This window comes from Cellulosimicrobium protaetiae, assembly GCF_009708005.2.
Lineage (GTDB): Bacteria > Actinomycetota > Actinomycetes > Actinomycetales > Cellulomonadaceae > Cellulosimicrobium > Cellulosimicrobium protaetiae.
This window is the reverse complement of sequence record NZ_CP052757.1, coordinates 695,192-708,996: the sequence shown is the minus strand read 5'-3', so window position 1 is coordinate 708,996 and position 13,805 is coordinate 695,192. Positions and strand designations below refer to the sequence as shown.

Genomic DNA, 13,805 nt, shown 5'->3' with positions numbered 1-13,805 from the left:
GTCCGGTGCCCGTGGTCGCCGGGCGCGTGCCGCGAGAGCGGTCAGCAGCTCGCCGCGGCGTACTCGACCTCGGCCGTCGCGAACCCGCCTCCCGCATCGGTGACGGACACGTGCGCCGACCCCGCCTCGACGGAGGTGGACCGTGTCGCGAAGACCGCGTACGCGGCGCGCCCCTCGCCGATCCCGGAGAACGAGCGCGCACCCACGGGCGTGGTGATCTCGACGTCCGACGTCACGGTGGGGCGCACCACGACCGCGACGTACGCCTTGCCGGCCATGCAGCGCACCGCCGCCTCCGCGTCGACCTCGACGCCCCCGGCGGCACCCCGGACCTCGAGGTCGTAGAGGGAGAGGTACGGCGTCATCGCCTTGCCCGTGACCGTGACGCGCACGTGGCGCGCGACGGTGGGGTCGACGGTGACGACGTCCGTCCGCGCCTCTGCCGCGAGCCCAGTGCGGCTCGCCGCCGTCGTCCAGGTCGCCCCGTCGAGCGAGGTGTCGACGCGGTACGCGGTCGCGGACGCCGCCTCCCAGCGCAACGTGAGCTCGTCGACCGTGCGCTCCGCGCCGAGGTCGACCGCGATCCACGGCTGGGCGGAGTAGTCGGCGGACCAGCGGGTGCTCGGGTCGCCGTCGACGGCGTTCGCCGGCACGAACGCCGTGCCCGACTCGGTGCCCGAGGCGGTCACCGCGCCACCGCGCGCGAGGTCCGGGCGCCCGAGGACCGAGAGACGCCACGCCCCGAGCCCCCGGTCGGTCGCCGGCACGACGGCGGCCAGCCGCACCCAGCGCGCCTCGCCGCCCGGGAGGTCGACACGGTCGTCGCCGGGCCCGTCGACGGTGTGGCGTGCCACGCGCGTCCAGGTCGTGCCGTCGACCGAGGTCTCGACGTAGTACGAGGCCGCGTGCGCCCTCGTCCACTCGACCTCCACCGCGCCCACGCGCTGCGGCGCCCCGAGGTCGACCGTGAGCGTCGCCGGATCCGTCGAGGACGTGGTCCAGCGCGTCGCCGTCTGCCCGTCCGTGAGGTGCTCGGCGCCGTGCCCGTCGTCCGCGGACGACGCCGCGACGTCCGCCCCGTGGCTCAGCTCGCCCGGACGCTGGGCGCCCCGCGTGAACTCGACCACGTCGATCCCGGGCCCGATCCCCAACGTGCGAGTGAGCGCGGAGAACCCGGAGAACGGCAGCCCCGGCGTGCGGGCCGCCCAGGTCTTCTGCGCCATCGCGGGGAAGGACAGCTCGACCAGCCCGTGCACGTCCTGCTCGGTGTAGTCGGCGTGCACGAGGTCGTTCCACACGGCGAACATCGCACCCCGCGGTGCGCCCGGGGCGACCGAGACGTTGCCCGCCATGTGCGGCAGCCACGACTCGTAGATCCACTGGTCGTCGAGCCCGTTGCCGTGGTAATAGTCCGCGAACGGGACCACGTAGTGCGTGCCGTCGTTGGTGTTGACGAAGTCGTAGCCGTCGGCGACCGCGGAGGCCCCCGAGTACCAGCCGTTGTTCCACGTGTTGATCGTGACGTCGCGGTCGTACCCCTGCGCGTCACCCTGCATCTGGGTGAAGCTGCCCCAAGCACGCGGGTGCTTGCCGAGGTCGCGCAGGTGCGCGGCCATGGTGTTGAAGTAGTCGCGGAACAGGGTCGGGGACGCGAAGTACTCGTCGACGCCCATGTGCACGTCCGACCCCTCGAACCACGGGACGAACTCGTCGTAGATCGCCTTCATCGTGGCCGTCGTCTCGGGCTTCGCCAGGTCGAGATGGTCGGAGTTGCCGCCGTTCAGACCGACCTCCGGCTTCCACCGGATGACGGACCGCGCGTGCGCGGGGCCTTCGATCTCCGGGACGATCTGCACCCCGTGCGACGCGGCGGCGTCCTCGAACGACTGCCAGTCGGCGCGGTCGTACGCGCCGTCCTCGGACGCGAGGCCCGCGAAGGCGGGGTCGTCGCTCGCGAGACGGAACCCGTCGTACGCGGCCGACCAGTCGCCGCCCGCCGGGCTGATCTCGTTGTCCATGAGGTGGATCTGGAACTCGTTGAGCTTGAACCACCCCATCATGGCGATGTAGTCGCGCACGAACTCCGGGGTGAAGAAGCGCCGACCGACGTCGAGCATGAACCCGCGCGTCTCGTAGTCGGGCCAGTCGAGGCTCTCGCCGACCGGGACCGCCGAGCGGGCGTCGTCCTGGACGAGGACCTGCAGGACGGAGCGGGTGCCGTAGTAGACACCGGTGCGGCTGGGCGCGGTGACGGTCAGGACGTCCGGGTCGACGTCCAGCGCGTAGCCCTCCTCGGCGAACCGCTCGCCGCCGGGCTCGTGCTCGAACGCCGGGTCGAGGACGAGGACGAGGTCACCGGGCCGGGGAGTCCCGTCGACGGCGACGGAGACGTCGTGCGCCGTGAGCTCGAGGATCTCTCCCGCGAGCTGGTCGCCGAGGTCCACCAGCTCGTCGGGCACGACCACGCGCGTGCCGTCGGCGAGGTGGAACTCCCCGGTCCCGCCCGTCCACTCGCGCAGCGTCGGCACGACGAGCGGGGCCTGGTTGGTGGTCTCCTCCGCACCGGCCGGCGCGGCCGCGACCGCACCGGAGGTCGCGGCGAGAGCCACGACCGCGGCGGCGGCCGTCGCCGCGTCGCGTGGTCGACGGGCGCGGTGTCCCGGGCCGGAGCCTGCTCGGGGAGGAGAGGGACGACGTGCGGACGCGTGCTGCATGGGACCTCCGTTGGTCCGGGACCGGACGCCGCGCGCCGCTCCCGCTGCTGATGACGTGCCGTTCGTTCGGGGCGAGCACAAACCCGCTCCGGTGGTCCAGTCCACTCGTAGTGGAAGAGTCTGTCAATAGATTGGTCCAAACAAGCAGAAACAAGCAGAACCCCGCGATGCGAGGTGTTGGCAAGATGCGCCGGACCCGGCGACGTCATGGCACGAACGCGCGCTCCCGCCGATCCTCGGCCGACCACAGGTCGCCGTCGGAGCGCCCCGTCCCGGGCGGCGCCGTCCGTCACGACGCGTGTCGGCGGACCGCGGCAGAGTGGGACCCATGACGACCGACACGACCCCGACCGCGCCGCTCGCGGCGCCCGACGACGCGCCCGTCGCCCCGCGCCCCGGCGCCCGGTGCTTCGGCGACGGCGACCCGCTCTACGAGGAGTACCACGACACCGAGTGGGCGGTCCCGGTGCACGGGGACACGGCGCTGTTCGAGCGGCTCGTGCTCGAGGGGTTCCAGTCGGGCCTGTCCTGGATCACCGTGCTGCGCAAGCGCCCGGCGTTCCGCGAGGTGTTCGCGGGGTTCGACCCGGCGGTCGTCGCCGCGTTCGGCGAGCCCGACGTCGAGCGCCTGCTCGGCGACGCGCGCATCATCCGCAACCGGCAGAAGATCACGGCGACGATCGACAACGCGCGCGCCCTGCTGGCGCTCCAGAAGAGCGGGCGCACGCTCGACGAGCTGATCTGGTCGTTCGCGCCGCCGCCCCGCCGCGAGCGCCCCGCGACGTGGGGCGACGTCCCCGGGCTCACGCCCGAGTCGACCGCGCTGTCGAAGGCGCTCAAGAAGCACGGGTTCCGGTTCGTCGGGCCGACGACGGCGTACGCGGCGATGCAGGCGTGCGGGCTCGTCGACGACCACCTCGCGACGTGCCCGGTCGTCCTGAACGCGCGGGGCCGGACGCGCGACCTGGGCCACTCGCTATAGCAAAAGTCGCTCGCATCGTGGGACGAGGTGCGACCATGGTCCCCATGAGCGCGTACGTGTCGGTCCTCGACCTCTTCTCCGTCGGCGTGGGTCCGTCGAGCTCGCACACCGTCGGACCGATGCGGGCCGCGAAGGCGTTCGTCGCGACGCTGGAGGACCGTGGCGCGCTCGGTGGGGTCGCAGGCCTGCGGGTCGCCCTGTGCGGGTCGCTCGGGGCGACGGGCGTCGGCCACGGGACGCCCGACGCGGTCGTCGCGGGCCTGCTCGGCCTCGACCCCGAGACGTGCGACCCGGCCCGGGTCCCCGGCTCGTGGGAGAAGCTCGGCGACGGCGCGCCCGTCGCGCTGCTCGGCCGGCACCGCATCACCATGGCGAGCGAGGACGTGCGCCTCGCTCCCCTGACCCGGATGCCCGGCCACCCCAACGGGATGCGCTTCACCGCTCTCGACGCGGACGGCACGACGCTCGCCGAGGAGGACTACTACTCGGTCGGCGGTGGCTTCGTCCTCACCGCTGCCGAGCTCGCGGACGCCGCCGCGAACGAGGCCGCGCAGCTCGGCGCCGAGCTCGCGGGCGAGGCGATCGACCCGAGCACCGAGCCCGACGGCGTCCCGTTCCCCTTCGCCAACGCCGCCGAGCTCCTCGCGCTGTGCGAGCGCGAGCGCACCTCGATCGCCGCGGTCGCGTGGGCGAACGAGTCCGCCCTGCGCCCCGCGGCCGAGGTCGAGGCGGGTGTCGACCGGATCTGGGACACGATGAGCGCGTGCGTCGACGCCGGGCTGGAGCGCGACGGTGTGCTGCCCGGGCGGCTCAGGGTCCGCCGTCGGGCACGCGCGCAGCGCGAGCGCCTCGAGCTCGCCGACGAGCGCGGCGCCGACACGACGATCGAGTGGCTCCAGGCCTTCGCGATGGCCGTCAACGAGGAGAACGCCGACGGGCGCCGCGTCGTGACCGCCCCGACGAACGGCGCCGCCGGCATCATCCCCGCGGTCGGGCGCCACTTCCTGCGCACCCACCCGGACGTCGCGGCGGACCCGGCGCGCCGACGTCGGGCCATGCGCACGTACCTCCTCACCGCCGCGGCGATCGGCGCGCTCTACAAGCGCAACGCGTCGATCTCCGGCGCGGAGGCGGGCTGCCAGGGCGAGGTCGGCTCGGCGTGCTCGATGGCCGCGGGCGCGATCTGCGCCGTGCTCGGCGGAACCCCGGCCCAGGTCGAGAACGCCGCCGAGATCGCGATGGAGCACAACCTCGGGCTCACGTGCGACCCCGTCGGCGGCCTCGTCCAGGTGCCGTGCATCGAGCGCAACGCCATCGCCGCGTGCACCGCCGTCTCCGCGGCGCGGCTCGCGCTCCAGGGTGACGGCTCGCACGTCGTCTCGCTCGACACCGTCATCGAGACGATGCGCCAGACCGGCGTCGACATGTCGACCAAGTACAAGGAGACCTCGACGGGCGGCCTCGCGGTCAACGTCGTCGAGTGCTGACCGCGCCGAAGGAGAACCGTGGTCCCGCGAAGTAGAACCGTGGTCGGCCGAAGTAGAACCCTGGTTCTTGTGCCCGACGACGCATGGTCGCCTTGGGTGGTCGGGTGGGCGGTGGTGCCACCACCCACCCCGCCCGGCTTCGACTCACCGTGGTCTGCCGTCACCACTCGTGACGCTCCGCGCCCTGCTCGGGTCGGGGAATCTCCCGAGCCTGCCCTCGGTCAGCGGACGGCGCGGGACGCCTCGCGCGCGGCGACGACCTCCTCGACGACGTCGACGACGCCGTCCTCGCCCGGCGAGGCGGCGATGCGCTCGCCGAGGCGTGCGCTGGCCCGCGCGTACGACGGGTCGGCGAGCAGACGACGGACCGCGCGCCGCACCTGGCCGGGCCGCGGGGTGCTCGTCCGCAGCCGCACGCCGGCGCCGGTCCACGCGACGCGCGCGGCGACCTCCGCCTTGTCCTCGGTCTTGCCCGCGACGACCACGGGGACGCCGTGCCGCAGCGCGTGGTGCACGCCGCCGTAGCCGCCGTTGGTGACGAGGACGGACGTGCGCGGGAGCAGCGCGTCGTACGGGAGGTACTCGGCCGCGCGCGCGTTCGCCGGGAGCGCCCCGAGCGACGCGACCGGCCGCCCACCCGTCGCCGCGACGACGAGCACGTCCTCGTCGGCGAGCGCGCGCAGCGTGGGGACGAGGAGCTGGGTCGGATCCTCGTTCGCGACGGTCCCCTGCGTGACGTGCACGACCGGTCGGCGGGTGCCGAGGTCGCCCCACCACTCCGGGAGGTCGCCGCCTCCCGGGGCGGGGCGCGGCGGGCCGACGAACCGGACCGGCGTCGCGACGTCGGGCCGCGGGTACTCGAGCTCGGGGACGGTGAGCTGCACGACGGCGTCCGCGTCCGCGGGCCAGCCGAGGAAGAAGGTGCTGCTCGGCTCCCGGCCCGCCGCGCGGACCATGTCCTGCGCGGCGCGCTGCGGTGCGGCGAACGCGACCCCCTCCACGAACCGGTGCAGCGCGCGGTTGCGCAGCACGCCGAGCGGTCCTCGCGCGGGGAGGACCCCGAGACCGAACGGCGCGGTCCGGTCGCTCTTGAGGCCGAGCGGGAAGATCCCGAGCGCGAGCACGGGCGGGCGGTGCTCGGCGGGCACCGCGACGAGGGCCATCGCGCCGAGGAACAGCGGTTCGACGAGCACGACGTCGGTCGGGCGCTCGGCGAGGGCGTCGAGCACCGCCCGGTGCTGCGCGGCGCCGGGCCCGACGAAGATCTCCAGCATGTCGTGCCGGATCGCGTCGAGCCCGGTACGCCCCGCGCGACCGGGGAACGCCGCGGCGAGGTCGCGGTCGTCGAAGTCGGCCTCGGCAGGGAGCGGGAGGTGCTCGGCCCCGGCGTCCTCGACGGCGGCGGCGAAGCGAGCACCGGTGAGGAACCGGACGTCGTGCCCGCGGGAGACGAGCGCGCGGGTGACGGCGAGCAGCGGGGTGACGTGGGCGTGCACGGGGGTGGAGCAGAGCAGGACGGCGGCCATCGGTGGTGCCTCTCTCGTGGCGGCGCGGGTCGCGCCGGTGGGACGGGAAGGCGCAGGACCGGGCCGTCTGCGCGGTGACGCCGATGGGGGGAGACGGCGTGTGAGAAGATCGAGCAACCGTCTGGAGTATTCATCACCTCTAAGGGGTAGTCAATAGTGGTGCCTCGCGTCTACACCTCCGACCTCCGCGCCGAGCAGGCCGCCCGGACGCGCGAGCGCGTCGTGCGTGCGGCCGCCGAGGAGCTCGCCGAGCACGGCTACGAACGCACGACCCTCGCGCGCGTCGCCGAGCGCGCGGGCGTCTCGCTCGAGACGGTCAAGGCGCACGGTCCTAAGCGGGCGCTGCTGCTCGCCGCGTTCGAAGTCACCTTCGCGGGCTCGGAGGGCAAGGAGTCCCTCGCGGCACGACCAGACGGCCAGGCGGTGGCGGAGGCGTCCGATCCCGAGGCGTTCCTCGACGGCCTCGTCGCGCTCGTCGCGGCGGCGAACGAGCGGGTCGCGGGCCTGTGGTCCGCGTTCACGTCGGCTGCACGCTCCGACGAGGCCGTCGCCGCGGAGCTCGACGCGCTCCTCGAACGCCGCCGCGCCGACCTGCGGGCGAGCGTCGACGTGCTCGCCGCGCACGGATTCCGCCCCTGCTCCGCCCGGGACGAGGCGGCAGAGGCGCTGTCCTACCTCCTCGCCCCCGAGGGCTGGACGCACTTCGTCGCGGGCGCGGGCTGGTCCGCCGAGCGCTACCGCGCCTGGCTGCGCGACGCCGTCGTGCGGCTCGTCGCCGCACCACCCACCGGGGGCACGGACGCCTGAGCCCTGGCGCGCCGTCGGGCACCGCGCCTACCGTGGGCCATGAGCACACTCACCCCCGGCTTCCACGGCCGGCCGCGCCCGCAAGGCGTGGCGCTCCCGCCGGGCCAGTACGTCGAGACCGGGTTCCCGGTGCTCTCGGCGGGGCCCACACCGCGCGTCGACACCGCGACCTGGCGGCTCGACGTCACCACCGAGACCGGCACGACGCACGCGTGGTCGTGGGCGGACCTCATGGCGCTCCCCCAGGACGAACCGACCGTCGACATCCACTGCGTGACCCGCTGGTCCAAGTTCGGGACGTCGTGGCGCGGCGTCTCGCTCGACACGCTCCTCGCCGACGTCGAGTCGACCGCCGACTTCGCGATGATCGGCTGCTACGGCGGCTACACGACGAATCTCCCGGTCGCGGAGCTGCTGGGCGGCAAGGCGTGGGTCGTGCACACGTTCGACGGCGCACCCCTGCACCCCGTGCACGGCGGCCCGGCGCGGCTGCTCGTCCCGCACCTGTACTTCTGGAAGTCGGCCAAGTGGGTCAACAGCATCACGCTCATGCCCATGGACCGTCAGGGGTTCTGGGAGCGACTGGGCTACCACGACCTCGGCGACCCGTGGCGGGAGCAGAGGTACCAGGGTGACTGAGGCGCCGGTCCGCCTCGGCGCCCGGTACGCGACGCCGTCGCGCTGGCAGGTCGCGACGCTCGTCGACGCGTGGGAGGAGAGCCCGTCCGCCCGGACGCTCGTGCTCGAGGTCCCCGCGTGGCCCGGGCACCTGGCGGGACAGCACGTGGACCTGCGGCTCACCGCCCCCGACGGCTACACCGCCGAGCGCAGCTACTCGATCGGCAGCGCGGCGACGCGCGCGTCCCTGCCCGACGACGCCCCCTCCCCGGGCGCGTCGCCCACCGGGGTGCGCGACGGCGTCGATCCCGACGGCGGCTCCCCCGCACGGGTGGAGGTCACCGTCCAGCGCGTCCCCGGCGGGGAGGTCTCGACCTACCTCACCGACGTGTTCACGGTCGGCGACCCGATCGAGCTGCGCGGACCGATCGGTGGGTGGTTCGTGTGGTCGCCGGAGCACGACGCCGGGACCCCGGTGCTCCTCGCCGCGGGCGGGTCGGGGCTCGTCCCGCTCATGGCGATGCTCCGCACGCGACGCGACGCGGGCGACCGCACGCCGTTCCGGCTCGTCTACTCGGTGCGCCGCCCCGAGGACCGGCTGTACGTCGACGACCTCGACCGGCTCGCCGCCGCGCACGACGGCCTCGACACCCAGGTCGTGTTCACCCGCTCCGCCCCGCTCGGCGCGATGCGCGGACCCGGTCGCCTCGAACGCCGCGACCTCGCCGCGTGGGGGTGGCCCGCCGAGATCGAGCCCGCGTGCTTCGTGTGCGGGCCGACGGGGTTCGTCGAGGCCGTGGCACGACAGCTCGTCTCGCTCGGCCACGACCCGGCTCGGGTCAAGACCGAGCGCTTCGGGCCCGCGGGCGACTGAAGGGCGGCCGAGGTCCTACGCAGGCGGCGGCGTCCAGCCCGCGCGGGCTCGGGCGTCGCGCTCCGCGAGCACGCTGCGCAGCAGCCGGATCGTGAGGATCAACGCCCAGATCACCAGGACGGCGACGGTCGCGATCACGGCGACGTAGAGCAGGATCAGCAGCGGGTAGATCGGCCCGATTCCCATGCGCGGACCCTACCGGCCCCGAGCCCGCCCCTCGCAGCACCAGGTCGTCCACCGCGGACTGTCGCCCGGGGTGCGCGACGACCAGGGCGAGACGGAGCCGGGTCGGGGTGGGTGGTGGTGCCGCGTCGTGGCGGGCCTGGCGGGAGCCGCGAGGAACGAGCGGCGGATGGTAGACGCGGCACCACCACCCGCCCCGCCCACCCCAGGTGACCAGACCGCCGTCGCGCACAAGAACCAGGGTTCTATCTCGGGCTACCAGGGTTCTACCTCGCGCGACCAGGGTTCTATCTCGGCGGTATCCGGGCGTATCGGGTGCTTGCGGCATCTCTTGACGCCAACTTCACCCGGCAGTAGCGTTCTTGCGTGTTGATGCAAGAAATCAACACTCCGTTGTGCGGTGCGGCACAGCGGGTCCGCAATTCTCGAAGGTACTGACCCGAGCCATCCGGTCCCGGCCGGACGTGCGCCGCGGCCCGTCCTCCGACCCGGGCGTCCGGTCCGGCGCGGGGTCGCGCTCGGCGCGGCCTGACGCCCGTCGACGACGACGGGAGATCGAGGACATCGATGAGACATCGACCCAGCACGTCGAACCGCACAGCCGCCGGCGCGCCGCAGCGCCGGCTCCGCCTCCTCGCCGCGACGGCGGGGGCAGCGGCCCTGCTCGTCCCGCTCGGCCTGACGACCACCGCGACGGCGGCGCCCACGGTGCTGTCCGCCGGGAAGTCGACGGCGGCGAGCAGCAACAACTCGCCGTACCTGTCCGGCAACCTCACCGACGGCAACCAGGGCACCTACTGGGAGTCGACCAACAGCACGTTCCCCCAGTGGGCGCAGGTCGACCTCGGCGCGGCCGCCACGGTCGAGGACCTCGTGCTCAAGCTGCCCACGGGCTGGGAGACGCGCAGCCAGACCCTCAGCGTGCAGTCGAGCACCGACGGGTCGAGCTTCTCCACGATCAAGGCGTCACAGGCGTACGCGTTCAACCCCGCGTCGGGGAACACCGTGACCATCGACGTCCCGGACACGTCCGCCCGCTACGTGCGCGTGCAGATCACGGCGAACACGGGTTGGCCCGCGGGCCAGCTCTCCGAGCTCGAGGTGCGCGGCACGGCCGGCAGCACCGACCCGGGAGGCCCTGGCAACCCGGAGCCTCCGACCGGCACCAACCTCGCGCTGAACAAGCCGATCGAGGGGTCGTCGACGGAGTGGCAGTTCGTGGCGAAGAACGCGAACGACGACAGCACGTCGACCTACTGGGAGGGCGCGGGCGGCCAGTACCCGAGCACGCTCACGGTCTCCCTGGACGCCGCGACGCAGCTCACGAACGTCGTCGTCAAGCTCCCGCCGGCGTCGGCGTGGGGCCCGCGCACCCAGACCTTCGAGGTCCAAGGTCGCGCGACCGCGACCGGCGCGTGGCAGACGCTCAAGCCGTCGGCGGGCTACCAGTTCTCCCCGACGTCGGGGAACACGGTGACTGTCCCCGTCACCGGCACGGCCAAGGACGTGCGCCTGAGGTTCACCGGCAACACCGGCTCCGGCAACGGCCAGGTCGCCGAGCTCCAGGTGTTCGGCACCGCCGCGCCCAACCCGGACCTCGTCGTCACGAGCGTCACCGCGACCCCCGCGTCGCCGCTGGAGTCGCAGGCGATCACGCTGTCGGCGGTCGTCAAGAACATCGGCACGCAGGCGTCCGCCGCGACCGACGTCGCGTTCACGCTGAACGGCCAGACGGTCGCGACCAAGCCGGTCGGCGGCCTCGCGGCGGGCGCCCAGGCCACCGTCACCGCGGACGTCGGCGCCCGCTCGGCCGGCAGCTACACGATCGGCGCGGTCGCCGACGCGGGCGGCACGGTCGCCGAGCAGAACGAGGGCAACAACGGGTACGCGAACCCGACCCCGCTCGTCGTCACCGCCGTCCCGAGCTCGGACCTCGTCCCGACCCTCACGTGGTCGCCGAGCAACCCCGCCGCGGGCAGCACGGTGACGTTCTCGGCGACGATCGCGAACCAGGGCAACGTCGCGACGTCGACGGCCGCGCACGGCCTCACCGTCACCGTGACGAACAAGGCGACGGGCGCCTTCGTGCGCACCCTCACCGGCTCCGCGAGCGGCGCGATCGCCGCGGGCGCGAGCAGCGCGAGCGTCAACCTCGGCACGTGGACCGCCGCGAACGGCAACTACGACGTGAAGGTCGTCGCCGCGCCGGACTCGACCGAGGTCTCCGCGAAGCAGGCCAACAACACCGCCACCCGACCGCTCTTCGTCGGGCGCGGCGCCAACCTGCCGTTCGACACGTACGAGGCGGAGGACGGCGTCACGGGCGGCGGCGCGACCGTGCTGGCGCCCAACCGCGTCGTCGGCGACCTCGCGGGCGAGGCGTCGGGCCGCCGCGCGGTGACGCTCAACCAGACCGGCGCGTACGTCGAGTGGACCACCAAGGCCCCGACGAACACCCTGCTGACCCGCTTCTCCATCCCCGACTCGGCGGGCGGTGGCGGGACGAACGCGACCCTCGCGATCTACGTCGACGGCCAGTTCCTCAAGAACATCGACCTCACCTCGCGCTACGCGTGGCTCTACGGCAACGAGACCAACCCGGGCAACCAGCCGGGCCAGGGCGCGCCGCGCCACGTCTACGACGAGGCGAGCACGCTGCTCGGCACGACCGTCCCGGCAGGATCGAAGATCCGCCTCCAGAAGACGGCGGGCAACACGAGCCAGTACGCGATCGACTTCGTCGACCTCGAGCTCGCGACGCCGCAGGCGAACCCGAACCCCGCGCAGTACACGCAGCCCGCGGGCTTCACGCACCAGGACGTCCAGGCCGCGCTCGACAAGGTCCGCATGGACGCCACGGGCACGCTCAAGGGCGTCTACCTCCCGGCGGGCGACTACCAGACGTCGAGCAAGTTCCAGGTGTACGGCAAGGGGGTCGACGTCGTCGGCGCCGGGCCGTGGTTCACGCGGTTCTTCGCGCCGCAGGGCCAGGAGAACACCGACGTCGGCTTCCGTGCCGAGGCGAGCGCGAACGGCTCGACGTTCCGCGACTTCGCGTACTTCGGGAACTACACGTCGCGCATCGACGGCCCGGGCAAGGTGTTCGACTTCGCCAACGTGAAGAACATGACGATCGACAACATCTGGGTCGAGCACATGATCTGCATGTTCTGGGCGTCCAACATGGACGACTCCGAGGTCACGAACTCGCGCATCCGCAACACGTTCGCGGACGCGATCAACATGACCAACGGCAGCGCGAACAACCACGTGCACAACAACCAGGCGCGCGGCACCGGCGACGACTCGTTCGCGCTCTTCGCGGCCACCGACAACGGCGGCAGCGGGCAGCGCGGCAACGTGTTCGAGAACCTCACGTCGACCAACACGTGGCGCGCGGCGGGCCTCGCGGTCTACGGCGGCCAGGACAACACGTTCCGCAACATCTACATCGCGGACACCCTCGTCTACTCGGGCGTCACGATCAGCTCGCTCGACTTCGGGTACCCGATGGAGGGCTTCGGCCCGGCGCCGACGGTGTTCGACGGGCTCACGGTCGTGCGCTCCGGCGGGCACTTCTGGGGGGACCAGATGTTCGGGGCCGTGTGGATGTTCTCGGCGTCCAAGGCGTTCGGGAACATCCAGGTGAACAACCTCGACGTCATCGACCCGACGTACTCCGGGATCATGTTCCAGACGAACTACGTGGGCGGGCAGCCGCAGAACACGTTCCAGAACCCGACCTTCACCAACGTGACCATCACGGGGGCGAAGAAGAGCGGCGACCGGTACGACGCCAAGTCGGGCTACGGCATCTGGGCCAACCCGATGCCGGAGGCCGGCCAGGGCCCGGCCGTCGGCACGGCGACGTTCACCAACCTCACGTTCTCGGGCAACTTCCGGGACATCGAGAACACGACGTCGACCTTCACCATCACGCGCAACTGAGCATCACCCTGCCCGACGCCGCAGCCCGCCTCACGGGGCGGGCTGCGGCGCGCGCGCCGCGCCCAGGCCGGTCGACGGCGCGTCGGCGCCGAACCGCCACCGCATCGCCGTGTGCTCGGCGCCGCGCGCGTACGCGAAGACGACGTCGGGCCGCACGGCGAACACGTACGCCTCCCCGCCGCCGTCCGCCGTGTCCCAGAACGCGCCGTCGCGCACCTCGAAGTGCCAGTCGTACTTGCAGCGCCACCGCTCCGCGAGGCGGTGCAGCATCGCGTCGTCGGTGACACGCACCGCGTCGCCCTCCACCACGACGTCCATCCCCTCCTCGTACCGGTTGGCCCCCGTCGTCAGGACGACGTGCGCGTTCGCCGCGAGATTGCGCGCCTTGCGCTCGTCGCGGCCCGTGCAGAAGTACAGCGCGCCGTCGGCGGTCACCGTGAGGAGCGGCGTGACGTGGGGCCGACCGTCGGGCCGGACCGTCGACACCCAGGACACCCCCGCGCGCTCGAGCGCCTCCCGGACGGCGGACCACGGCACCCGTGGCGCGTCGGGCGAGCTGAAGGCGGCGAGCAGGTCGCCGTGGTCGGCGGTCGGGGCGGGCGTCTCGGTCATGGGGTTCTCCTGTCGAGGCTCGTCGGACGCGGGGTGGACCGCCGACGGCCCCGG

Annotated in this window: 10 protein-coding genes; 6 read left to right on the top strand and 4 right to left on the bottom strand. The window is 73.2% G+C overall.

All coding sequences use genetic code 11. The annotated features are described in order from the left end of the window. Positions 1-41: 41 nt before the first annotated feature. On the bottom strand, positions 42-2,609 hold the full coding sequence (locus tag FIC82_RS03090; RefSeq protein WP_168731443.1) for a discoidin domain-containing protein: 2,568 nt from the start codon (positions 2,607-2,609) through the stop codon (positions 42-44). 433 nt (positions 2,610-3,042) lie between these two features. Between FIC82_RS03090 and FIC82_RS03085 the strand changes: the two genes are divergently transcribed. Both FIC82_RS03085 and FIC82_RS03080 read left to right on the top strand, forming a co-directional pair. Next, complete coding sequence (locus FIC82_RS03085; protein WP_154797512.1) at positions 3,043-3,696, top strand: DNA-3-methyladenine glycosylase I; 654 nt, start codon at positions 3,043-3,045, stop codon at positions 3,694-3,696. 44 nt (positions 3,697-3,740) lie between these two features. Beyond that, positions 3,741-5,183 carry an L-serine ammonia-lyase gene (locus FIC82_RS03080; RefSeq protein ID WP_154797511.1) on the top strand — a complete coding sequence of 481 codons (1,443 nt, stop codon included), beginning with the start codon at positions 3,741-3,743 and terminating at the stop codon, positions 5,181-5,183. Between the two features lie 221 nt (positions 5,184-5,404). Here the strand turns inward: FIC82_RS03080 and FIC82_RS03075 are convergent, their stop codons facing one another. Beyond that, positions 5,405-6,709, bottom strand: a complete 1,305-nt coding sequence (locus tag FIC82_RS03075; RefSeq protein ID WP_154797510.1) for a glycosyltransferase — start codon at positions 6,707-6,709, stop codon at positions 5,405-5,407. Between the two features lie 159 nt (positions 6,710-6,868). On the opposite strand from FIC82_RS03075, the gene FIC82_RS03070 reads away from it, so the two are divergent. Genes FIC82_RS03070 through FIC82_RS03060 form a run of 3 tightly spaced genes read left to right on the top strand, consistent with a single transcriptional unit; the run spans position 6,869 to position 9,008 of the window. Beyond that, positions 6,869-7,516, top strand: a complete 648-nt coding sequence (locus FIC82_RS03070) for a TetR/AcrR family transcriptional regulator (RefSeq protein WP_253691385.1) — start codon at positions 6,869-6,871, stop codon at positions 7,514-7,516. Positions 7,517-7,555: 39 nt separating this feature from the next. Next, a complete protein-coding gene (locus tag FIC82_RS03065) occupies positions 7,556-8,155 on the top strand; it encodes a sulfite oxidase-like oxidoreductase (RefSeq protein ID WP_047231004.1) in 600 nt (199 codons plus the stop codon). After that, positions 8,148-9,008, top strand: a complete 861-nt coding sequence (locus FIC82_RS03060) for a ferredoxin reductase (protein WP_253691381.1) — start codon at positions 8,148-8,150, stop codon at positions 9,006-9,008. Before FIC82_RS03065 ends, FIC82_RS03060 begins: the two co-directional genes overlap by 8 nt. Before the next feature lie 15 nt (positions 9,009-9,023). Here the strand turns inward: FIC82_RS03060 and FIC82_RS03055 are convergent, their stop codons facing one another. After that, positions 9,024-9,194: a hypothetical protein gene (locus tag FIC82_RS03055; RefSeq protein WP_154797509.1), complete on the bottom strand. Its 171-nt coding sequence runs from the start codon at positions 9,192-9,194 to the stop codon at positions 9,024-9,026. 564 nt (positions 9,195-9,758) lie between these two features. Between FIC82_RS03055 and FIC82_RS03050 the strand changes: the two genes are divergently transcribed. Continuing rightward, the gene (locus tag FIC82_RS03050) at positions 9,759-13,139 is read left to right on the top strand and encodes a discoidin domain-containing protein (protein WP_154797508.1); all 3,381 of its coding nucleotides are present in this window, start codon (positions 9,759-9,761) and stop codon (positions 13,137-13,139) included. Between the two features lie 30 nt (positions 13,140-13,169). Here FIC82_RS03050 and FIC82_RS03045 read toward each other — a convergent pair whose 3' ends face one another. Then, complete coding sequence (locus FIC82_RS03045; RefSeq protein ID WP_154797507.1) at positions 13,170-13,751, bottom strand: pyridoxamine 5'-phosphate oxidase family protein; 582 nt, start codon at positions 13,749-13,751, stop codon at positions 13,170-13,172. Between the last annotated feature and the right edge of the window lie 54 nt (positions 13,752-13,805).

Bases quoted from the DNA above. Each gene is read 5' to 3' on its own strand.
- FIC82_RS03085 (WP_154797512.1), top strand. From the start codon at position 3,043: ATGACGACCGACACGACCCCGACCGCGCCGCTCGCGGCGCCCGACGAC.
- FIC82_RS03080 (WP_154797511.1), top strand. From the start codon at position 3,741: ATGAGCGCGTACGTGTCGGTCCTCGACCTCTTCTCCGTCGGCGTGGGT.
- FIC82_RS03075 (WP_154797510.1), bottom strand. From the start codon at position 6,709: ATGGCCGCCGTCCTGCTCTGCTCCACCCCCGTGCACGCCCACGTCACC.
- FIC82_RS03065 (WP_047231004.1), top strand. From the start codon at position 7,556: ATGAGCACACTCACCCCCGGCTTCCACGGCCGGCCGCGCCCGCAAGGC.
- FIC82_RS03055 (WP_154797509.1), bottom strand. From the start codon at position 9,194: ATGGGAATCGGGCCGATCTACCCGCTGCTGATCCTGCTCTACGTCGCC.
- FIC82_RS03050 (WP_154797508.1), top strand. From the start codon at position 9,759: ATGAGACATCGACCCAGCACGTCGAACCGCACAGCCGCCGGCGCGCCG.
- FIC82_RS03045 (WP_154797507.1), bottom strand. From the start codon at position 13,751: ATGACCGAGACGCCCGCCCCGACCGCCGACCACGGCGACCTGCTCGCC.